Below are 21,783 nucleotides of genomic sequence, written 5' to 3' on the forward strand. Positions count from 1 at the left end.
CTTACACAACCTTGTGCAATACCCTATTTAATCTCAAAGCAACAGGTAACCTGAAATTAAATGGTAACCAATCGACCTTTCCTAATTTAAATGATAAACCAACTATGCTTACACGCCCAATGATATTTTCCATTGGTACAAAACCAACTTCAGGAAACCTACTATCTAAAGAATTATTTCTATTGTCTCCCATAACGAAAAATTGATCGTTAGGTACATAATAAACCGGAGTGTTATATGATAGCTTATTAGAAATGTCATCTACCAAAATCTCATGTTCCTTGCCACTTAAAAGCGTTTCTATATATCTTGGTATGTTACGATTTGACTCATAATCAAAAAAACTTTCAATTTGCCTTCGCTCTACTTTCTGATCATTTAGGTATAATTCTCCCTCTATCATTTGCACTTTGTCACCTGGTGTTCCTATTACTCGCTTAACAAACCTGATGCTGTCATTTCTTGTGGGTTTGAAAACTACTATGTCGCCACGCTTTGGAGGGGTATAAAAAATCCTGCCGCTAAAAATGTTTGGAGAAAATGGAAAGGAGTGTTTACTGTAACCGTATGAATATTTACTAGTAAAAATGTAATCCCCTTCAAGTAGGGTGCTTTTCATTGAACCAGAAGGTATATGAAATGGCTCGAATAAAAAACTACGTATTGATAGCGCAATCAACAGTAAAAAAAACAATGAAGATAAAAATCTTCCCGTTCTTATCACCCAGTTTTTGCTTAGTTCTTCCAACTTTTCCAACTTTGTTTTTCTTATAGATTAAGCTTATTATAATACATAAATTAAAAAATGGTAATATGAAATTTTACTTGTGAATGTTATTCCTCTATTCAAAACAATTTTGAAAAGGCGGTTCATTTCTTTCAACGGTGTCATCCAAGTAGCGTGACACATAACTGTACGAACATTGCAATTTGCAGGTGGCAGATGAAAGTAGCTGATGCACATCTGTACGAACATTTGCTTTTGTTAAGGTAATATGGTGTTATGAAAGTAGCTGACACTGGAATGGCTTTGTTGCATCGCTACTTATGAAAGGCTAACTATAGTTAGGATTATAAGCAACCTATTGAAAATCTTGTTTTTTTGCAATCAATCTGATCAAATTTAAGAATAGTAATTTGTTATTTATATTAATAAATTTAATTCTATTGAAAATAGCTAAAGCATTGAAATTCTTGAATTTTAGCCGGATTGGTAAATGGTAGTGAAATTTCTTTTACTCAAATTTAGGTATTCATTGACCGTTCTTGTTATAAATACCAGAATAATAAGCTACTGATATTCACTATCTTTTTTATCTTTAATCCATCATAGCTAGCGATGCAACAAAGCCCACTGGAATCTAGGTTGTAACCGTTCACGGATTGTGAGAATGAATAAAGAACTAAGCAGTCGTAACTTTTGGAAGGGATTTTGGCCATTGAGACGTGATGTCAAAAATATCGACAACATTCTTTCCACAAATCTTTCTCCATGTTCCGACCAGGTGAAAAAGCTGTTTTTACGATAGCCGTCTAATTTGCCGTTCTGCAAGGTTGTTGATTGACTTCAGGCTTTCGTAAAAACTTCCACACCATATCCTCGGCCTTAACATCTTAATGGCCATTCTCAAACCATTTACAAGCCTTGTCATTTCATGCCCCCCCTTTTTGCATTAGTTGTGTAGCATCTTTTAATATTAGCAAGGCCTATAATAGTGCAACACTGCCTTACGTATTGCCAATCCAAATTCTACTTGCTGTAAAATAACACAATCTGCTACATCGCTGCTAATCTCAATCCCTCTGTTTATTGGCCCTGGGTGCATAACAATCGCATCTGGTTTTGCGTATGATAGCTTTTGTGAATCAAGTCCATACAAATAAAAATATTCTTTCTCTGAAGAACTATTATTCATGCGCTCTTTCTGCAATCTCAAAAGCATAATTACGTCAGCATCCTTTATACCTTCAATTAATGAATAATGGACTGAATCTACTTCAGGAAAATGCTTACAAATCAAAGTTGGTGGTGCGACCAAGTTTATCTCTGCTCCAAACATTTTTAGCAATCTTATATTTGATCTTGCAACTCTACTGTGCAGAATATCTCCACATATCACAACTTTGAGGTCCTTTATTTGCTTTTTGTGATTGCTGATTACAAGATAGTCTGCAAGAGCTTGAGTTGGATGTTCACTACTTCCATCGCCTGCATTGATTAGCGAGCAGTTAACATACTTTGCCAGTGTATTAATGATACCACTACTTTTATGCCTGATTATTATGTAATCAGGATTCATTGCATTTAATGTTTTGATCATGTCTTTTAGATCTTCTCCCTTGTTAATAGAAGAAGATCTTATTGGCAAAGTTACAACATTTGCTCCAAGGCTTTTTGCTGCTATTTCAAAAGACGCAAGTGTACGCGTTGAATCTTCAAAGAATAAATTTATTACTGTCTTATTTTCCAAGATATGACTATTTGCAACTTCTTTTTTAAGGTACTGGTTGGCCAACTTAGTTATATTTTCTACATCATCGACTGTAAGGTCTGAGATGTTTAACAAATTCCTTCTCTTGTTCATAGTTTCCTTTTCAACTACTTGAACCTATTCTACTTTCTTATTACCTTTTTTCAATAGACTTCTTGTGCAGCAATTGTTTTGGTGAAAGAACGGAAAAAGATAGTAAAGTCAAAATTAAGTTAGAAGGAAGAAAAAGTTCAGCGAGTCAAGAGTAAGGTATATTAGCATAAATCTTTCATCCCAATGTTTAGTGGCGCTGGGGATTACTTCCACTTACACTCATCCGCTATCATAACAGCCTCAAAAAGATGCTTCTCAAGTTCACTTAGAGGCAAATCACTTTGTGAATAATTTCCCCAAGATTTTAGTATATCGGAAGTTTCAACGCCTTCAATAATAGGATATTCTTGGTTTTTTTTAGCGTATAACTCTTGAGCCTGCTTGCTTACTAAAAATTCCAATAAGACTATAGCATTTTCCCTGTTTTTTGCGTTTTTTGTTACTGCTGCACCACTGATGTTTACCATTACACCGTGATCGTTGCGATTAGGAAAAAAAGCCCCTAGCTTGTCTGCAACATTCTTTTTATTTTCTGATGAAAGAATTCTCGCAAAGTAGTAGCTGTTTACTATTGCAACATCTCCCTCACCCGCTGCTACGGCGTAAATTTGATCAGTATCACCACCACTTGGTTTTCTTGCCATATTGCTCACAATTCCGCTTACCCATTCTTTCGTCTTTTCAAAACCATTATTTGCAATCATAAAAGCAATTAACGATCTGTTATATGGACTTGTAGAAGAACGCACTAATATTTTTCCTTTCCATTTTTCATTTGCTAAATCTTCATAAGTACTTAAGTCCTTAGGGTCTACTGACTCTTTATTGTAAACCAATATCCTAGCTCTTTTTGTAAGACCAAACCAATAATCTTCACTGTCTCTAAATCTTGCAGGTATAACACTTTTTAAAACCTCTGAATCTACTTGAGATAAAAGTCCTCTTTTTTTTGCTAGAATTAAGTTGATTGCATCAGCAGTCAAAAATAAGTCAGCTTCACCACCGTTTTCCATTCGTGAAAGTAGCTGAGAATAATCATCAATGATGTAACGTACTTTAATACCTGTATTTTTCGTGAATTCATCAAACAAAGTACGTACTAATTCTTCTTTGCGCGATGAATAAACATTTACCACTTGTGAGTCATTAGTTCCGTCGTTTCTGTATAAATAAGTAATAACTATCAATATAATTGCTATTAAGGATGTGAATATAAAGGCTTTTTTCATATTGGATAAAAAATAACTTCTTTCAGTTAAAGTTACCAAGATGGTACAACTTTAGCAAGTGTAAAGTTCGTTAGATAAATCATAAAAACTTCCTTGACAAGCTTCGCCAGCCCCCTTATTATAACACTGAAGCTATTTATTTATCTTCGCAATCTCTGCAGTGGATTAATGACAAAAAACTTAATGTATTTGGCGTAAATCATGCTTAATTTTTTGCACTATGTGCACCTTATGTCTTTATAAAATTTCTAGGTTTTTACCTAATATAAGCTGAAATGCGCTATTTAAAACATTAAAAAACGCCAACTTAAAAAATGGATAGTGAATAACTAGCTACCCTAGGGTTTCTTTTGCCTTTTTTTCTGTTTAGTAAATTGTATCCGTTCAGCGGAGTGGTAGAATAAGGTAGACAAAGCAAGATAATAAAGATAATCATAGAGCAAAAGTGAGGTAATGTGGTAAACCTTTGAGAACTTTGCAAAAATTTACAGCAAAAAATAGAAAAACTGAAAGCAGAGATAGAAAACTTAAAAGCAGAAAATAAAGCTTTAAAGATAGAGAACGCTGAATTAAAGGAAAGGCTCGGTTTAAATTCAAAAAACTCATCCCTGCCCAGCTCAAAAGAGCTATACAAAATAAAAAAGGACAAGCCAAAAAGCGAAAGGAATGTTGGCGATCAGGTTGGGCATAAAGGAAATTTTCATGCCACAATGGAAGCGGATAAAGTAGTAAAAATAGAGTTGCCTAATATTTGCGAATGCGGAGGAGAGCTTGTAATATGCGAAAAACCTTATGTTCACCAAAAAGTTGATCTTCCGGAAATTAGGCCTTATGTAGTAATTGGAACATGGTCGTTGTTGGAGATGCAGAAAAAGAAAAAGTAGCAAGTTACCAGAAGGTGTTACGCCAGATACATTTGGTCCAAGGGTTAAGTCTATAATTGCAGCACTCAGCGGATTTTACAAAAACTCAAAGCGTGAAGTGGCTAGTATCATAAATGACATTTTTAATTTGAACATAAGTGTTGGCAGCATATCAAATCTTACTATTACCCACAAATATGAGGTTCGTGAGCAAGTCGCCATCCTTCTGCTAAATCAAAGAGACGTTTATATCCTTTCCAAAGAGTAATTGGTCCTGGTTTTGGGTCATTTTTTCTTGCTAAATGGCCTCCAAGTTCATGAAACAGCTTCTTTTATGTTGGGAACTACACTTGGACATGGTTTTCTGTGTATTTTAACGTATAAAACTTTCCATTCTTCTTCAGCTAATAAGGTAGTATAGCTCTTTCCACAGAAGTCCGGATATGATAAGATTAAGGATAGATGGCGATAAGGAGGTTGGATGCCGGCAGCATATAGTTATGATTTAAGAAAAAAAGCAATGGAAGCACTAGACGAAGGGGAAAGCAGAGAAGCAGTGGCAGCAAGATTTAAAATTGGACGAACTACTTTGTGGGAGTGGCAGCAAAGAAAAAAAGAAACAGGCGACTTTCAGTCAAAAAAACTCGGTAATGGAGGTTACAATCAGAAAATTATCGACTGGAATAAGTTTATCGAATTTGCTAAAAAACACGGTAGAAAAACTCTGTCGGAAATGGCTAAACTTTGGGGCAACGTTAGTATCCAAACGATCCACCGAGCTCTCAGAAAAATTGGATTTACGCGCAAAAAAAGACATATGGATACAAGGAAAGGAACGAAGAAAAACGTGCTGAATTCTTAAAAATTATAGCAACAAAAGAACCAGAAAACTTAGTGTATATAGATGAGTCTGGGATTGATAACACGGAGGACTATCCATATGGGTATTGCCAGAAAGGACAGCGATTTTATGCCCTAAAATCTGGAAAAAAAACTCAACGAATCAGCATGGTTGCAGCCTTAAGTAGAAGAAAGATAGTTGCTCCATTAACATTTGAAGGCCACTGTAATATGGATATTTTTAATGGATGGTTTGAGCAATTTTTGGCACCGATCTTAGAACCTGGACAAACTGTCATTCTTGATAATGCTACTTTTCATAAGTCTGATAAGCTTATCAAGCTCGCTAAAGGAGTCGGTGCAGAAATTTTGTATCTGCCGCCTTATTCTCCAGATTTTAACAAAATTGAGCATCATTGGTTTGCTATAAAAAACAGAGCCAGGAAAAACATTCCTCTATTCGAATCCTTTCGTCGTGCTGTTGATTCTGCCTTCCTATGACCTATTCGGACTATTATGAGAAATGCTATAGTAAAAACTTCCGATGGACAGGATAAACTAACTTACTCTGACCAACAAGGTAATGAATATCGAAACAGTCAAGAGTATAAAAATCAGGCTTTAAGGATATTATCAAAATATGATACAGAAATTAAGAATCAGGTAGATGAATTTGATAATTTGAATAAAGAACGTGGTGAAATGTATCAAAAATATCATAAAGGAGAGATTACTATTGAAGAGTTACGTAATGAGGAAAATACAAAATACAGACCAGCATTTTTAAAGTTTGATCAACTAAAAAACAAAGCTGTTGATAAGATTGAAAATAATTCCCAAGCAGCAAAAATATTAGATGGGCTGGTCAATATCGATCCAAACTTAATCAGAGGTACTCATATTGATCTACAAGAAGGTAAGATTTTTTCTATGCAAGCTCATGGTCAAGGAGATATGGGTGCACTGTCTATATATGACGGAAATACAAAGCTTGGAGAATTATTGAGCGAATCAGGATTTTTTAAGCAAGTTGAAGGCCAAACTAAAGAAACTTTCGTTTTTGAGGATATATTACACAACTTAAATGTTTCATACGAAGGTGGTGCTTACATGGCAGTTATAGCCTTTCTTATAATAGTCCGAATGCGATAAGATATGTGTTTATGGCTATAGCAGGCCAGTAGCATATTACGGTCTGTTCGGATTATTGTAAAAAGAGCTATACAAAAGAAAACGGTCATTATAAAGCTTCCCTAATAGATGGCAGAACAGTTGAACGTGATGAATACTTTGATGAGGCGCATTTACATGAAAATGAATTGTTGCATCCTAGCACTGGACACATCCAAAAAGATTTAGATTCTCTGCTCCTTAGAGGTACCAAAATTTTGAATCATCAGGATTCAGAGCATGCCCAATATTCTGATGAGCAAAAGGCAAATGGAGTAATCGTAGAAAAAGGAAAACTACTGGATAATAAGGGAACAGATAGGACAGACGACGATGTACACGAAGCGGTTGTAAAACAAGGAGGCGAAAATTTACATACATTCAAAAATATGGGCTTTTATATTACCGAAAAAGGTGATCTATTTATTCATGACCATGGAGCAAATGTAAGGTTTCAACTACCACAAAGTATTACTCATCTAAAATTAGTGGAAAAAGACGGAACATATAAGCTTGTTCCGGTGACGAAAGATGGAAATGAACATCCAATAGGTATGCCAAATATATCAGATGAATATAGATACATAGATCCAATATTTGCACATGAATATGAAAAGAGAGATTATTCCCATAAACATGTAAATGTGGGCCTTATAAACTTAGAGAAATATGGCTCTGGCAAACTTTTTGCTATAAAGTACGACCCAAATGATTATCACATACAAAGAAACTCCAGCGGTGAAATAGTTAGAATAAAAGATCAAACATATTTCACTAAAGTAAAATTGTTTGATGGTGATGAAGAAATTGGAATGTTGTCTAATAACTTTCACAATTTCAAAGGGAAAATATTCTTTTCTGCTGACTACAACTACAGTTATAACGATTTCCTAGCATCTGTTTCTCCTCAAGTTGAAATTGAAGATATGGGAAATGGAAGTAAAAAAATAACTTTTGATCAAGGCAGTGGCGATATCGGTGATACTAATAGAGGCTACACGGACTATCAGAGAATATTTACAAAAGAGAAACAAACCGAAAGTCCAAAAGGGCAAGTATAGCTCTTTTTACAATAATCCGAACAGACCGTAATATGCTACTGGCCTGCTATAGCCATAAACACATATCTTATCGCATTCGGACTATTATAAGAAAGGCTATAAGATGTATGGTCCCAGAGAGTGATGGTATACTATCATCATCATTTAAGGAGTCATTATGGGACAGATATTACATGGGTGCGCCAAAACAACACAGACGATTCGTAGAGCAATACAAAATAGAAAAGAGAGCATAGCAAAACTCTCCAAGCATTATAACCTTAATCCAAAAACTATTATTAAGTGGAGAAAACGTTCATTTACGAAAGATGCTGATATGGGTCCAAAGCATCCAAGATCAACTGTTTTAACGCTAGAAGAGGAAGCTATAATAGTTACATTTCGCAAGTATACACTACTGCCACTAGATGATTGCCTTTACGCTCTGCAGTCTACAATTCCGCATTTGACTCGCTCTAGCTTGCATCGTTGTTTACAAAGACACAACATTAGCAGATTACCAACTGTTGATGGAGAAGTTAAGTCAAAAAAGAAATTCAAACAATATCCTATCGGTTACTTTCATATTGATATTGCTGAAGTTAGAACTGAGGAGGGCAAATTACATTTGTTTGTTGCTATTGATAGGACATCCAAATTTACCTATGTTGAGTTGTGTAACAGTGCTACAAAACCCATAGCTGCTGAGTTCTTACGTAATTTGATTAGAATTTTACCGTATAAAATCCATACTATTTTGACAGATAACGGTATACAATTTACAAACCAGAAGCGTCATAAGTATGCTTTCCAACATATATTTGATAGAGTTTGCGAAGAGAATGTTATTGAACATCGTTTGACAAAAGTTAGCCATCCTTGGACGAATGGGCAAGTCGAGCGTATGAATAAAACTTTAAAGGATGCTACAGTTAAGAAGTATTACTATCAATCGCACCAGCAACTTAAAGAACACCTTTATAACTTTGTTATGGCTTATAATTATGCAAAGAGACTCAAAACTCTTAAGGGTCTTACTCCTTATGAATTTATATGTTATCAGTGGACACAGTCTCCAGAATTATTTATACTAAATCCACACCATCACACTCTGGGACCATACATCTAACTTGTTATTTATATTAATAAATTTAATTCTATTGAAAATAGCTAAAGCATTGAAATTCTTGAATTTTAGCCGGATTAGTGAGTGGTAGTGAAATTTCTTTTACTCAAATTTAGGTATTCACTGACCGTTCTTGTTATAAATACCAGAATAATAAGCTACTGATATTCTCCACCTTTTTTATCTTTAATCCATCATAGCTAGCGATGCAACAAAGCCGGCTGGATTCCAGTGTCAAGCACTGGAATGACACCATTTGCTGTGCAGTTTACCTTCAAAAATGAATGTTCGTACAGCTATGGAATAAATCGCGGTATAACGGTTCGCAGCGGTATAGTAACTCGTCACCCCGCTACTTGTTAGCGGCTGAGATACCGCGGCGGTATGACGTAGAAGCTATACTTTTATACTCACCAACTCAGTATCCAATCTGGATCCAAGTAGTCAAGCTATTCGGATGACACCCTCATAAAGTGAAATGAGATCCCGCTAACACGTAGCGGGATGACGAGAAAGGGGCTACTCGGATGACACCCTCATAAAGTGAAATGAGATCCCGCTAACACGTAGCGGGATGACGGGAAAAGAGGTACTGGGAGACATCCTTCCTGGTAGACCCAAATCACAATGTTCGCACAGTTGTGCGTCACGCGCTGCCGAACACTGTATGGTTATACAAGAAAAATTAAGGCTTAAAAGGAATTTTAAGTATCAGGACTCAAGGTTTTTATTCCTTCTTAATAAAACATAAAAAGCCCCTTTACCACCATGTTTTTTCGTAGCTTGTTGGTAGTATAGAACCATATACTGGATTTTAGTATCATTTAACCACTTATTTAAGTTATTCTTTATAGTGTCTGCTTTATTTGTTGCACTGCCGTATCCCGTAATTACCAATAAACATCTATTTCCTGCTCGATAATTTTTGATAATAAAATCTATCAATTTACAGTAAGCATCCTCTATATTATAGCCATGCAAATCGAGCTTATCGCTTATAAAATATTTACCCCTATCAATCTTTGATTTTGTGTTGTAGTCAAGACAAAATGATGAGTTACCATTATTGGTATTAAGAAAATTCCCTTGTAAGTCGGAGGTACCTTTATCAACCATAGACTTTATATTTACTTTATGATCAACTTTCAAAGTAACTTTTCTACATTCTATTGGCTTAACATTTTTTTGCCAATCCAACTCATCGTCCGACATAAACGCATTAATCGAATTGTATAATTTTACAACAATATCTAAACATAGTAAAATGTTGCTTATTCTATAAAAACCCGATTTTCAATAATACGATGAAATCGTCAAAAACTAATGAGAATTTTTGGCTGTATGGAAAGCACACCTGCATGTCAGCACTGAAGAATAAAAATAGGCGGTGTATAGAACTGTTAGTAACAGAAAATTTCTATAGAGAACACGAAAAAGAAATTAAGCAATATGCAAATAGTAAGGGCATTAAAGCTCGATTAGTAGAAAACAAAATACTTAATGACGTTTTACCCAAAGGTGCTAACCATCAAGGAATTGCTTTAAATGTTGCCCCTATTCTTTATAACTTAAGCATCGAAGAAGTAGCTGAAAGCTCAAACGACAGTTCTACTATAGTCATTTTAGATCAAGTCACTGACACGCACAATATTGGATCAATTTTAAGAACTTCAGCTTGTTTTAATGTCGACGCATTGGTTTTACCACATAACCATTCACCGAGTGAAAATGCATCTATTGCAAAAGCAGCAAGTGGGGCTTTAGATATTGTTCCGCTAATATACGTTACAAATATAGTAAAAACTATGCAGTATTTAAAAAAGGTCGGCTACTGGTGTTACGGGTTTGATTGCAATGCTAAAGAAAATATAGATGAAATAAAGAGTTTTGAGAAAAAAAGAGTAATTATTTTTGGTTCTGAAGAGAAAGGAATGCGGAGGTTAGTTAAAGAAAATTGTGATTATCTTTTAAAAATCCCAATGTCAAATGCAATTAACAGTTTAAATGTTTCAAACGCAGCAGCAATAGGCCTATATTCTATTTATATTAAAACAAATGCCAGCGCATAGCTGTTTATAATAAAAACACTTGATAAAAATATGGTTTTATATTATAATGTGTTAAGTAATGGATAAAAGGAGTTATATTATGTCTTATATGAGAAATGAACAGGATATTCGCTCTCAAGGCGTTTATTATAGTGCTGGGCTTAGAAGTTACCTAACTAAAGTATATAATTACATGGCTTTAGCTTTGGGCGTCACAGGGCTTGTTGCATTTTTAACAGTATTTTCTGGTCTTTTTCAAGTAATTTATTCTAATCCCGTTCTATCGCTTGTGGTAATGTTATCTCCGGTTGCATTGGTGTTCTACATGTCTTATAGAATTCAACACCTAAGTGCTCAGTCTGCCGTTACTATATTTTTCTCGTTCTCAGTGTTAATGGGGCTTTCCTTATCTTATGTTTTTATAGTTTATACTGCAGAAAATATAGCAAGGGCGTTTTTCATTACATCAATCATGTTTGGCTCTATGGCTTTATATGGCAATACTACAAAAAGAGATCTTACAAGTATGGGCTCTTTCTTGATTATGGGAGTTTGGGGGTTAATCATTGCGTCTATAGTAAATTTATTTCTTGGAAGTAGTCCTCTCCACTTTGCAATATCGTTCATATCAGTAATAGTCTTTACCTTAATGACTGCGTATGATGCTCAAAGAATCAAGGACGTTTATTATAAACATAATGACGGATCAGAAGTTGCTACTACTAAATTGGCAATACTCGGTGCAACTAATCTTTATTTTGACTTTATTAATATATTTCTCAATCTACTCAGGTTACTTAACTTGTTCAACAATAGGGATTAGATGTTTTCCTTTTTAAGGAAAGGCAGTAAGAATTCTATAGTTTTCTTTTTAGTATCTTTAGTTGTGTCGATGATATGTCTTGCATATGCATCGGTACCTCTATATAGCATTTTCTGTAAAGCTACTGGGTATGGTGGCACAATAAGAAAAGTAACTAACACAACAACAAATATAACTAACCAAAAGATCAGGGTCCATTTCAATGCTGATATAATTTCCGATCTACCTTGGGAGTTTAAATCAGAAACTAACTACGTTGACGTAAACATAGGAGAACAAAGTTTAGCGTTTTATTACGCAAAAAATCTATCTGATCAGCCTTCATTTGGTATGGCGGTGTATAATGTTACGCCTTTCAAAGCAGGTAAGTATTTCAATAAAGTTGCATGCTTTTGTTTTGAAGAGCAAATGTTGCTACCAAAACAAAAAGCAGCTATGCCTGTATCTTTCTATATAGATCCTGAGATAATGCTTGATAGTAATACAAAAGATTTGGGCGAAATAACACTATCATACACGTTCTTTAAGCTTAAGTAACAGAATGTTTGCAAACCGTGTCATTTCAGTAATCAATAGGGTGTCATCCAAGTAGCTGACACTGGAATGACAGGAGGTAACGCAAGAAGTCTATTGATTGTGAAAACAATAACTTTGCAAAATATTAATTGTTAGATAACATAATCAAAGTTTTTATCTTAATATTCATCATGGTTAGAGCTATACAAATTAAAAAAACTGGGGGACCAGAAGTATTAGAATTTGTAGATAAGAGTATAGGTGAGCCAAAAGGCGAGGAAGTTTTAGTACGTCACACAACTATCGGCTTAAATCGTTATGATTTAGAGCACAGAAAAGGTACGCGCAAAATTAAAAATTTACCATCAGTGCTTGGGGTAGAAGCAGTGGGAGTTATTGAAAAGCTTGGTAAAAAAATCAGTGATGGATTGAAGGTTGGAGACAGAGTTGGATATTGCACAGCTCCTCCAGGGGCATATTGTGAAAAGCGCATTATACACCAGAAATATCTGATAAAAATTCCAGATGACATATCTGATGAAGTTGCTGCTGCAGTGCTGTTTAAAGGTATGACAGCTCACTATTTAGTTAATCAATCTTATAAAGTTAGGCCTGGTGCTTTCGTGCTAGTTCATGGGGCTAATGGTGGTTTAGGACAAATAATATGCCAATGGGCAAAGGATAAAAAAGGTGTAGTGATAGGTTCTGTAAGCTCTGATGAAAAAATGAAGATAGCTTTACAAAGTGGCTGCACATACGCAATAAACTACAATGATAAAGACTTCGTTTCTAAAGTTATGGAGATTACGCAAAACAGAGGAGTAGGTGCAGTGTATGACCCTATAGGTTACGCTACAAGCAAGCTTTCTTTTGAATCTTTAGGCAGGTTCGGCATATACGTTTCCTATGGGCAGATATCAGGTAACGCTCCTATTAGTTTTTCTTTACTTAGTTCACGTTCGTTATTTGCAACTGGAACCTCAATATACCATTATAAGCATGATAGATTCACATTAGTGCTTACCACAATGGAAATCTTCGAGATGATAAGAAAAAAACTTTTAACTGTACGGATCAATAAAAAATATAAATTTGATGAAATAATTCAAGCACATCGTGATATGGAAAATAGAAAAGCGAGTGGGTTAAATATTATCAAAATCTCTTAAATAAATTAGTAATTTAAACTAACCATTCATTAAGTCATATCAACTAGAACTTCACATATTTAATTCTCCTTTTGGGGGAATTAAAAGCATATAGCTAAACTGACTTAGATTTACCGACAACCGTCATCCCGCTACGTGTTAGCGGAATCTATACCGCGAATAGACTTCTTGCATAACCCAAATTAAGTAGAAAAAGGTATCATCCGAGTAACTGACACTGGTTCCTTTATGACGGTAGTAGCCCCCCTTCTCCTGTCATTCCAGTGCTCCCTTTCTTGTCATCCAAGTAGCTGACACTGGGATGGCTTTGTTGCATCACACTTTATGAGATGGTGATTTATGGTAAATTCATGTAACTATCTCAAATTTAGCCATACCAATATCAGTGAATTTATTAAGCAAATAGCATTTATAGCTCTTTTTACAATAATCCGAACAGACCGTAATATGCTACTGGCCTGCTATAGCCATAAACACATATCTTATCGCATTCGGACTATTATAAGAAAGGCTATAGTTCTTTTTCTCGATTTATCTCAGATTTATTCCTAAAACTAAATCCGAATATTTGCTTTAATCTTGAGAAAAACCCTTCAATATAAGATCTTTTCCCATAATTTACTTCTTTTTTCCATTCTTTCATGCCATCTTCACCGTATAATTTTATTAACCTAATAGCAGCATTCCTGTCAGACATATAATCTATTTCTGGATGTTCTGCCGCATTGTTTATTGGTGGAATTTTTGTCTTTATATCATATTCGTTACACAACTTATAAAACTTGTGCCTATCACATGCTCTATCTGCATATAGTGCTTTTATGGCATGCTGAAAATCAACTTCTTTTAGCAAATCACAAGCTCCATAGTGATCAGAGTAGACACCGTTACTGTATTTTACAGCTATGGCTTTTTTGTTGTTTATATTCAACATTACGTGCAATTTTCTCGTTTGCTCATAGCCACGATATTTTCTGTCAGTGCTATTTTCCTTGCTGTGACCAGGAGTGTTGTTGTATATACTAATTCCTGTACTGTCTATAGCAATTTCGATATCTTCCATATTATTTTTATCAATTCTGCAATCATTTATCTTAATATTAAGTTTCTTAAACCTTCTTGATGCTTGTGAATAGCTGATAACTGCCAAATCTCTTCCTATTTGTTGCAAATACCCTTTTATAAACCCGACTGTTTGTCTTAAACCAATTCTAAAGAAACTGACGATTATATGCACCAAAATCACAACTTTATCACTATAAATATAGTTGCCGCCCTGCATTTTTGGACAATTCTCGTACCAATTTTCTATGGCGTCATTGATATAACAAAAAATGCTTCCTCTTTCTTGGAGAAATTTGTTATATTCATGGCAGTTACTGACTCTCATTTTTTGTGGCATATTTTTTCTTCAACAGTTAAATGGCTATTTATAATGAATTTTGTCAGTAACTGCCAGTTCTTTTCACTTGAGCGATGCAACAAAGCCCACTGGGATCCAGTTTCACCTTGTGATGGTGTCATGAAAGTAGCTGACACTGGTTTCCATCCAAGACGGTGTCATTCCTTACTATTACCCACAAATATAAATGGACTAAAAAGTAAAATATTACAATATTAAAGTTTGCAAATATTGAGGGTGTAAAATGGCAAGTAAAAGTAGTGAATGGGCTAAAAATGAATTTGGAGATAAAAGGTTAACTGAGCGATTAGTAAAGATTGCTGATATGTTTGACAAAATTACCTGAAAGTTAGATTAATCAAGCATGTGAAAGTTGGTCAGAAGCAAAAACAGCATAACGTTTTTTTCAAAATGAGAATGTAAAAGAAAGTGATATTTTAGCTACACATATTAATAAGACGGTTGAGAGAACAAAAGCTCACAAGAGGGTTCTTGTCATTCAAGATACCAGTTACATTGTATATAATAACCATAAAAAAACAAGCGGATTAGCAAATTTGTCCAGTTATGATACTGCAAAAGGTATTATAATGCATACAGCTCTTGCCGTTAGTATAGAAGGTTTGGTACTAGGGATACTAGATCAAAAAGTTTATTCAAGACCTGAAGAAACTGAGAACCTTAAAAAAAAGAGCGATCGCATTGAAGATAAAGAAAGCGTAAAGTGGTTGGAAACTTTAAGAAAAACAAATAATATTATTGATCCAACTCAAACTGAGACTATAACTGTATGCGATAGAGAAGCAGATATATATGACTTTTTTGAGCTTGCACATAATCTTAATTCGGCAGTGCTAGTTAGAGCATGCAGAGATAGAGCAGTAAATAGAAAATCTCGATATCCTGAAAAAGGTGAGCAGAAGTTATGGGCATTTATTAAATCCTCTCATTGTGCAGGTACGGTAGAAGTTGAAGTTCCTGTAAAAGATAATAAGCCAAAAAGAACAGCACGTTTGGAAGTTAGATTTGGAAAGTTTATGATGAATCCATCTAAGAATAATATTAGGCATAAGACGGAAGAACTACCTAAATTACCACTTTATGCAGTTTATGTTGTTGAGAAAACTCCCCTTCCCTTAAAAAAAACCGCTAGAATGGATGCTATTAACGAATCTTTCAGTTAATACTTTCGATGAAGCTGTTGAAAAAATTAGTTGGTATCAACTATGTTTTTTAAAAATTTTTTTATTTGTGTAATTTTGCAAATTATATGGGCAATAAAAACCCGTTTGTCATAGAAATAGAATTTTATATCAAACAGCTACCACAGCAATTTCTGCTTAAGCTAATGAATATGTGCTTTAAGTCTGTGTGGACGCACATATTCATTAGCCAATTTCAGTTACCGTTGTGAAGATTTTTAAGTATGCAAATTAATTGCTTCTTTAAGTCTTGTATTAGCAATTACTATAATTTTACGCATTAGGGCTGTTATAGCCACCATCTTCTTCTTACCATCAACTATGTTTTTTAAAATTTTTTGAATTTAGTCTCATTTGTTGATAATTTTGTATTTTTATTCAATTGAAAAATGTATTTTGGTAACAAAGATCCTAGTTTATACAGAAAGAAATTTATATCAAACAGCAACCACTGCTTAGATTTTATGGTTAACGAATATGTGCTTTAAATGTGTGTAGACGCACATATCCGTTAACCTATTTTCTATGCAGATTTTTTTTTATTTCATATTAATTGCTTCTTTAAGTCTTGCATTGGCAATTACTATGATTTTTCGCATTAGAGCTGTTATAGCTACCATCTTCTTTTTACCTCTACCAATAAGATCAGAATAAAAAGCACCAAGTGCAGATTTAGATCTTGCAGCAGCCATAGCAGCTGTGAAAAGCTTTGCACGAACATTGCTTCTACCACCTGTTATCCTTCGGTAACCAATAGTTTTACCGCTTTCTTTTGGATGTGGAGCAACTCCAGCAAGACTTGCAACTTCTTTTTTGTTTAGGTGGCCAAGTTCTGGCATTAGACACACAAAAACTTGTGATAACTTGAGACCTATTCCTGGCACTGTTCTCAAGATTTTTTGACGCTTTTGTAACTCTGGATTTTTATCAATAATTCTTTGTATGGCATCGTTGAACTCATTTATCTGACTGGTAAAAAAGTCTATTGTTTTTTGGCAACTTTCCTTTATATAGTCGTTTTCAGGTGCTGCAAGCCTACATTTCTCTTGAGTTCTCATTTGCGTAATGTCATCACGACGTTGACAGAGTGCAACTAAGGCGGTTTGTTCTTTTGACATAGGCACAAATAGAGATAGAGCACTATAGCGTTCAAAACCATATTGAGCAAGGGCTCTTGCATCTGATTGATCTGTCTTTGCTAAAGTTCCATGTGATATGATAAAACTTTTTACTTTACGAGTATTAGCTCGATGTACAGCAACATTCTTATCAACAAGAAAATGTGCTAAGCCAAGCTCATATTTTCCAGTGTTTTCTAAAGTTACTAGAGAATTAGGTAGGATATCTGAAAATTTTTGAAACAACTGTTGCCAACCAGTAGCATCATTGTCAAACTTGATAGCGCTCCTTTGGTTATAAGCTGCAGCAACATTTTTAAATTTTCCGATATCAATGCCAATGAAATTTTGATAAGATGTAATCATAATAAATAACCTCGATAGTTTAATTAATTTAAGATTGTAAACGGGTGCATACATATGTCCCATGCAACTATTCAAACGTATCGAGAGATGGGGCTAGTTTACCTTGATGGCTACGGTTGTAATACCAACTTTCATTCGGTCGCACACGCCCGTGATAGCCCTATTCCTATAGTGAGTAGGGTTATCTTTCCCTCTTATCTCTTTTATATCACATTTTTAACTTACAACTTTCAACAAGCTTAGAATAAAAGGCGCCAAGTATAGATTTTGACCTTGTAGCAGCCATAGCGGCTGTAAAGAGCTTTGAACGAACGTTACTTCTACCACCTGTAATCCTTCGGTAACCAACAGCTTTACCACTTTCTTTTGGATACGGTGCAACTCCGGCAAGACTTGCTACTTCTTTTCTATTTAAGTAACCAAGCTCTGGCGTTAAACACAAAAAATCTTGTGATAACTTTTTACCTATTCCAGGAACTGTTTTAAGAATTTTTTGGTGTTGTTGTAATTCGCGGCTTTCATCAATAATCTTTTGTATAGTATCATTGAGTTCGTTTATTTGACTATCGAAAAACTCAATGGTCTTTTGACAGCTTTCTTTTATATGGTCATTTTCCGGTGCTTCAAGTCTGCATTTTTCTTGAGTTCTCATTTGCGTAATATCATCACGACGTTGACAAAGTGCAGCCAAAGTTGATTGTTCTGTAGAGGTAGGTACAAATAGAGAGATAGTTCTATGGCGTTCAAATCCATATTGAGCAAGAGCTCTTGCATCTGATCTATCAGACTTTGCTAAAGTTCCGTGAGATAAAATAAAGCTTTTTACTTTACGAGTATTAGCTCGATGCACGGCAATATTTTTGTCGGTAAGAAAATGTGATAAGCCAAGCTCATATTTCCCTGTATTTTCTAAAGTCACTAAAGCATTAGGTAGAATATCTGAAAACTCTTGAAATAATTGTTGCCAACCAGAAGCATTATTATCAAATTCGACAGCATTCTTCTGTTTGTGAATTGCAACGACATTTTTAAATTTTCCGATGTCAATGCCAATAAAATTTTGATAAGATGTAACCATAATAAACCTCGATAGTTTTAGTTAATTTAAGATTGTAAACGGGTGCATATATATGTCCCAAGCAACTATTCAAACGTATCGAGAGATAGGGCTAGCGTACCTTGATACCAACGGTTGTAATACCAATTTCCTTTCGGTCGCGCACGCCCGCTATTCCTAGTGAGCAGGGTTATCTTTCTCTCTTATCTCTTTTATATCACGTTTTTAACTTACAATTGCCTTAGATGGAAAATAGAGATATTACATAAAATTTTAAATCCGGTCTCAAAGTTGAAGAATGTAGGCTTGGAATAGCAGAAAGACTAATGAGATATCTAACAGTTATGAGTATTATTGCTTGGAGGATCTTCTTTATTACATCAATTGCAAGAGCTAACCCAACATTACCATGTACTACCTTATTAGCTGAAGAAGAATGGAAAGTTTTATACGTTAAAATACACAGAAAACCATGTCCAAGTGTAGTTCCCAACATAAAAGAAGCTGTTTCATGAACTTGGAGGCCATTTAGCAAGAAAAAATGACCCAAAACCAGGACCAATTACTCTTTGGAAAGGATATAAACGTCTCTTTGATTTAGCAGAAGGATGGCGACTTGCTCACGAACTTTATATTTGTGGGTAATAGTAAGTTGTTAGGGGGATCTGGAGATACCGCGGCGGTATGACGTAGGGAAATCTTACTTATTATAGCTATAGTTCTACATGAATTACAAAAGTAATATTTACTAGATCTTAATATTTTAGATCTATATTTTAATAAATAATGAGCTGTAATTAGTATGAATAATCCATTTAAAAGTGAGAACTATAAAAAAAATCTCGATTCTCTGATCAAAGCTGTAAAGCTAGGAAATGCAGAGAAACAATATAACAAAACGTTAAGGGATTTATCTCATGCATTAGAAGGTTTTACAGGTGAGGCAAAAGGTATAGCTGAGTTTGTTATATATACTGACTTGAACAATTATGTAGAACAGCCATTAGGTCTTTTTAAAACATTAATGAATAGAATTTTGGGAAAAAATTTTCCAACCAAGAACAGTAGTATAAGTAATTTTGTAAATGATGAGTTGTCAAGTTTCACTTTAGAAACAGCAGCTAAGTATACAAGAATTTTAAAAAAAATTGATCTCTTGGAACAATTAGAAAAAGATTTCAGAAAAAATAATATTTTAAAAGATTCTTTAAATTTAGAACAAAGTGAAAAGAGTCAAGGAAAAGATAGATCACACGAAGTGAGTTTGGAAGGTAGAAAGCAAAAGGAAGGTACTTTTGAGCTGCGAAAAGAAGAACAGCCGAAAGAAAAATTAGGTGGTAATCGCATGAGGCAAATAAAGCGACCAACAACAGCACCTCCGGCTGCTCCAGATTCGAGGAAGGTACGCTTTAAATCAGAAATATCCTCAGATGGAGAAAGCAAGGCAAAGTCTACATCTTCTTTACTAAAAGGAGCTAATAGTTTTAGTATGCCTGATGCTAAGGAAAATCCTTCTGAGGATTCAGGCTATGAAAGTTCATTAGATCAGGGGTCTGAATATGAAGACATATCAAATTATCAAGAGAAAAAGCAAAAGGAAAATCCTTTATATGAGCAGAGAGAAGATTCAGGCTATGGAAGTTCATTAAATGAAGAGTCTGTATACAAAGAGATATCAAATTATCAAGAGAAGAAGAGTAAAATTTTAATAGAAAATTCGCAGAGTTCAAAATCGCCCAAAGAAGAGCCAATTTATGCAACAGTTCCTAAAGAACATATAGAAGCAAAAAGAGAACGTAAGCAGAAACAACAACCTCAATCCCTCGTACCACCAAAACCACCGCAAGTGCCAAAAAAAATGTTTACTACTGGTCAAGAAGTTAGACAAGAATCGAAAGTGGTAATCAAAGATAAACCTGCAGTACCGCCAAAGCCTAAAAATCTAAGCCGTGCTAATCAAAAAGTAAGCACAGAGCCAAAAGTATAGCTCTTTTTACAATAATCCGAACAGACCGTAATATGCTACTGGCCTGCTATAGCCATAAACACATATCTTATCGCATTCGGACTATTATAAGAAAGGCTATAGTAGGAGTAATTCTTAAAAAATCAGCTGAAAGAGTACCACTAAAATCTGAAAATCAAGACAATAGGAAATCAGCACAAAAAGCTGCTGGTAAGGCGATACCAAAAGTAGCAGCAGCTACTATGAAAGGAGGAGCTAATCGCGAGATGGGCAGTAAAGTAAAGGCATTAAAAGAAAAATTTGAGCAAAATCAAGCAAAAGGAAATGCTAATGTACAGCTTGCTGAAAGCAAAACCACTCCAGCAGCACAAGCGGATATCGGTGTGAAGAAAAAACAATCTCATTCATTTCTAACAGAGAATAAAAGATCTGCAACGAAACACGTAACAGCAAAATCTGATCCAAAATCTCATGTCAGCAAAAATTCCCTTCTCACGCATGCAAATGTAAAGGAAATGGTTGCACAAATTGAGAAAGGAAAAGGAGGAAGATAGTAACATTTGGGAAAAAAACATATGTGTCAAGTCAAGAGATTGTGAGCAAATTTAGGAAATTATAGCTAAACTGACTTAGATTTACCGACAATTTGAAAAACCGTCATTCCGCTAACTATAGTATTTTCAAAAGCGAATGATAAAGGTATAATATGTTTTTTTAAAGTAGGGAAAGCGATGGTATATAGTGTAGATTTAAGGGAAAAAGCAGTGTCTTTGGTAGAAAAAGGAAAGTCAAAGGTTGAAGTTGCAGAGGTTTTTGAGATAGGGATAGCAACACTATATAGATGGCTAAAAAAGAAAGCTACTGGCCAAGGTCTCAAAGCGGTAAAAAGTACTGGTTTTATTCGAAAAATAGATCCAGAAATACTCAAAGAATATGTCAAAAAACACCCAGATCACACACTAGCAGAAATGAAACAAAACCTTGGCTTTGGGATAAGTGCAATTTGGTATAGATTAAGACAGCTAAAAATAACCTTTAAAAAAAGTCACATTCTATCAAGAGCGCAATCAAGAAGATAGGCAGCAATTTATCGATAAAGTCTCAAAAATAGACCACTGTAGCATTTTATATATAGATGAAGCAGGAGTTGATAATAGACTATACCGAGAATATGCACGAGCTCCAAGAGGAGAAAAAATATATGCTGATGTTCCAGGAAAAAAGCGGGAAAGAGTGAGTATAATAGGTGGATGAGAAGTTTAT

General features: G+C 34.8%; 20 protein-coding genes and 6 pseudogenes. 15 read left to right on the forward strand and 11 right to left on the reverse strand.

What is annotated here, in order from left to right; translation table 11 throughout:
* Position 1: 1 nt before the first annotated feature.
* The 3 genes from lepB to AAGD90_RS06265 form a co-directional block, all read right to left on the reverse strand.
* The gene (gene lepB / locus AAGD90_RS06255; RefSeq protein WP_010962911.1) at positions 2-748 is read right to left on the reverse strand and encodes a signal peptidase I; all 747 of its coding nucleotides are present in this window, start codon (positions 746-748) and stop codon (positions 2-4) included.
* A 949-nt stretch (positions 749-1,697) separates the two neighbouring features.
* Positions 1,698-2,585, reverse strand: coding sequence for an aspartate carbamoyltransferase catalytic subunit (locus AAGD90_RS06260; protein WP_006280416.1), 888 nt, complete (start codon positions 2,583-2,585; stop codon positions 1,698-1,700).
* A gap of 203 nt (positions 2,586-2,788) precedes the next feature.
* The gene (locus AAGD90_RS06265) at positions 2,789-3,814 is read right to left on the reverse strand and encodes a Fe(3+) ABC transporter substrate-binding protein (RefSeq protein WP_010082338.1); all 1,026 of its coding nucleotides are present in this window, start codon (positions 3,812-3,814) and stop codon (positions 2,789-2,791) included.
* 497 nt (positions 3,815-4,311) lie between these two features.
* On the opposite strand from AAGD90_RS06265, the pseudogene AAGD90_RS06270 reads away from it, so the two are divergent.
* Positions 4,312-4,855, forward strand: a pseudogene (locus AAGD90_RS06270) (DUF6444 domain-containing protein); the annotation flags it as partial.
* Between the two features lie 7 nt (positions 4,856-4,862).
* Here AAGD90_RS06270 and AAGD90_RS06275 read toward each other — a convergent pair.
* A pseudogene (locus AAGD90_RS06275) lies at positions 4,863-5,094 on the reverse strand (IS4 family transposase); the annotation flags it as partial.
* Positions 5,095-5,158: 64 nt separating this feature from the next.
* On the opposite strand from AAGD90_RS06275, the gene AAGD90_RS06280 reads away from it, so the two are divergent.
* Positions 5,159-6,018 (forward strand): IS630 family transposase gene (locus AAGD90_RS06280; protein WP_156518142.1). Its coding sequence is split into 2 segments (ribosomal slippage): positions 5,159-5,483 and positions 5,483-6,018, totalling 861 coding nucleotides; the frame shifts between segments, so codons are not numbered across the junction.
* Positions 6,019-6,033: 15 nt separating this feature from the next.
* Positions 6,034-6,669 carry a hypothetical protein gene (locus AAGD90_RS06285; RefSeq protein WP_341821846.1) on the forward strand — a complete coding sequence of 212 codons (636 nt, stop codon included), beginning with the start codon at positions 6,034-6,036 and terminating at the stop codon, positions 6,667-6,669.
* Here the strand turns inward: AAGD90_RS06285 and AAGD90_RS06290 are convergent.
* Positions 6,624-6,758: a hypothetical protein gene (locus tag AAGD90_RS06290; RefSeq protein WP_341821847.1), complete on the reverse strand. Its 135-nt coding sequence runs from the start codon at positions 6,756-6,758 to the stop codon at positions 6,624-6,626. The genes AAGD90_RS06285 and AAGD90_RS06290 overlap by 46 nt on opposite strands.
* Before the next feature lie 147 nt (positions 6,759-6,905).
* Here AAGD90_RS06290 and AAGD90_RS06295 point away from each other — a divergent pair, with 147 nt between their 5' ends.
* The 3 genes from AAGD90_RS06295 to AAGD90_RS06305 are packed head-to-tail and all read left to right on the forward strand — an operon-like array spanning position 6,906 to position 8,856.
* A complete protein-coding gene (locus AAGD90_RS06295; RefSeq protein ID WP_341821848.1) occupies positions 6,906-7,748 on the forward strand; it encodes a hypothetical protein in 843 nt (280 codons plus the stop codon).
* Positions 7,749-7,780: 32 nt separating this feature from the next.
* The gene (locus AAGD90_RS06300; RefSeq protein WP_341821850.1) at positions 7,781-7,984 is read left to right on the forward strand and encodes a hypothetical protein; all 204 of its coding nucleotides are present in this window, start codon (positions 7,781-7,783) and stop codon (positions 7,982-7,984) included.
* Positions 7,906-8,856, forward strand: a complete 951-nt coding sequence (locus tag AAGD90_RS06305; RefSeq protein WP_338482200.1) for an IS481 family transposase — start codon at positions 7,906-7,908, stop codon at positions 8,854-8,856. Before AAGD90_RS06300 ends, AAGD90_RS06305 begins: the two co-directional genes overlap by 79 nt.
* Positions 8,857-9,564: 708 nt before the next feature.
* Here AAGD90_RS06305 and AAGD90_RS06310 read toward each other — a convergent pair.
* On the reverse strand, positions 9,565-10,065 hold the full coding sequence (locus tag AAGD90_RS06310; RefSeq protein ID WP_341821851.1) for a Smr/MutS family protein: 501 nt from the start codon (positions 10,063-10,065) through the stop codon (positions 9,565-9,567).
* Positions 10,066-10,157: 92 nt separating this feature from the next.
* Here AAGD90_RS06310 and rlmB point away from each other — a divergent pair, with 92 nt between their 5' ends.
* From rlmB to AAGD90_RS06330, 4 genes are all read left to right on the forward strand, one after another.
* A complete protein-coding gene (gene rlmB, locus AAGD90_RS06315; protein WP_341821853.1) occupies positions 10,158-10,922 on the forward strand; it encodes a 23S rRNA (guanosine(2251)-2'-O)-methyltransferase RlmB in 765 nt (254 codons plus the stop codon).
* 79 nt (positions 10,923-11,001) lie between these two features.
* The gene (locus tag AAGD90_RS06320) at positions 11,002-11,724 is read left to right on the forward strand and encodes a Bax inhibitor-1/YccA family protein (protein ID WP_010962942.1); all 723 of its coding nucleotides are present in this window, start codon (positions 11,002-11,004) and stop codon (positions 11,722-11,724) included.
* Positions 11,725-12,261, forward strand: a complete 537-nt coding sequence (locus AAGD90_RS06325) for a cytochrome c oxidase assembly protein (protein WP_341821855.1) — start codon at positions 11,725-11,727, stop codon at positions 12,259-12,261. It begins immediately after the preceding gene.
* A gap of 170 nt (positions 12,262-12,431) precedes the next feature.
* Positions 12,432-13,409 carry a quinone oxidoreductase family protein gene (locus tag AAGD90_RS06330; protein WP_038199239.1) on the forward strand — a complete coding sequence of 326 codons (978 nt, stop codon included), beginning with the start codon at positions 12,432-12,434 and terminating at the stop codon, positions 13,407-13,409.
* Between the two features lie 511 nt (positions 13,410-13,920).
* Here the strand turns inward: AAGD90_RS06330 and AAGD90_RS06335 are convergent.
* On the reverse strand, positions 13,921-14,811 hold the full coding sequence (locus AAGD90_RS06335; RefSeq protein ID WP_341821856.1) for an IS5 family transposase: 891 nt from the start codon (positions 14,809-14,811) through the stop codon (positions 13,921-13,923).
* Positions 14,796-14,933, reverse strand: coding sequence for a hypothetical protein (locus AAGD90_RS06340; protein ID WP_209452472.1), 138 nt, complete (start codon positions 14,931-14,933; stop codon positions 14,796-14,798). Before AAGD90_RS06340 ends, AAGD90_RS06335 begins: the two co-directional genes overlap by 16 nt.
* Positions 14,934-15,055: 122 nt before the next feature.
* Here AAGD90_RS06340 and AAGD90_RS06345 point away from each other — a divergent pair.
* Positions 15,056-16,038: pseudogene (locus AAGD90_RS06345) on the forward strand (IS4 family transposase); the annotation flags it as partial.
* A gap of 193 nt (positions 16,039-16,231) precedes the next feature.
* On the opposite strand, the pseudogene AAGD90_RS06350 reads toward AAGD90_RS06345, so the two are convergent.
* From AAGD90_RS06350 to AAGD90_RS06360, 3 genes and pseudogenes are all read right to left on the reverse strand, one after another.
* Positions 16,232-16,342, reverse strand: a pseudogene (locus AAGD90_RS06350) (IS110 family transposase); the annotation flags it as partial.
* A gap of 210 nt (positions 16,343-16,552) precedes the next feature.
* Entirely contained in the window at positions 16,553-17,497 is a 945-nt protein-coding gene (locus tag AAGD90_RS06355; protein ID WP_265022222.1) for an IS110 family transposase, read from the reverse strand.
* A 211-nt stretch (positions 17,498-17,708) separates the two neighbouring features.
* A pseudogene (locus tag AAGD90_RS06360) lies at positions 17,709-18,575 on the reverse strand (IS110 family transposase); the annotation flags it as partial.
* 216 nt (positions 18,576-18,791) lie between these two features.
* On the opposite strand from AAGD90_RS06360, the pseudogene AAGD90_RS06365 reads away from it, so the two are divergent.
* The 4 genes and pseudogenes from AAGD90_RS06365 to AAGD90_RS06380 all read left to right on the forward strand — a co-directional run.
* Positions 18,792-19,199 (forward strand): annotated as a pseudogene (locus AAGD90_RS06365) (IS4 family transposase); the annotation flags it as partial.
* Positions 19,200-19,356: 157 nt separating this feature from the next.
* Positions 19,357-20,541, forward strand: coding sequence for a hypothetical protein (locus tag AAGD90_RS06370; RefSeq protein WP_341821857.1), 1,185 nt, complete (start codon positions 19,357-19,359; stop codon positions 20,539-20,541).
* 32 nt (positions 20,542-20,573) lie between these two features.
* Entirely contained in the window at positions 20,574-21,074 is a 501-nt protein-coding gene (locus AAGD90_RS06375) for a hypothetical protein (RefSeq protein ID WP_341821858.1), read from the forward strand.
* Between the two features lie 216 nt (positions 21,075-21,290).
* On the forward strand, positions 21,291-21,599 hold the full coding sequence (locus AAGD90_RS06380; RefSeq protein ID WP_341821860.1) for an IS630 transposase-related protein: 309 nt from the start codon (positions 21,291-21,293) through the stop codon (positions 21,597-21,599).
* Positions 21,600-21,783: the final 184 nt, after the last annotated feature.

The sequence above is a fragment of the Wolbachia endosymbiont (group A) of Ischnus inquisitorius genome, assembly GCF_964026985.1.
GTDB classification, from domain to species: Bacteria; Pseudomonadota; Alphaproteobacteria; order Rickettsiales; family Anaplasmataceae; genus Wolbachia; species Wolbachia pipientis.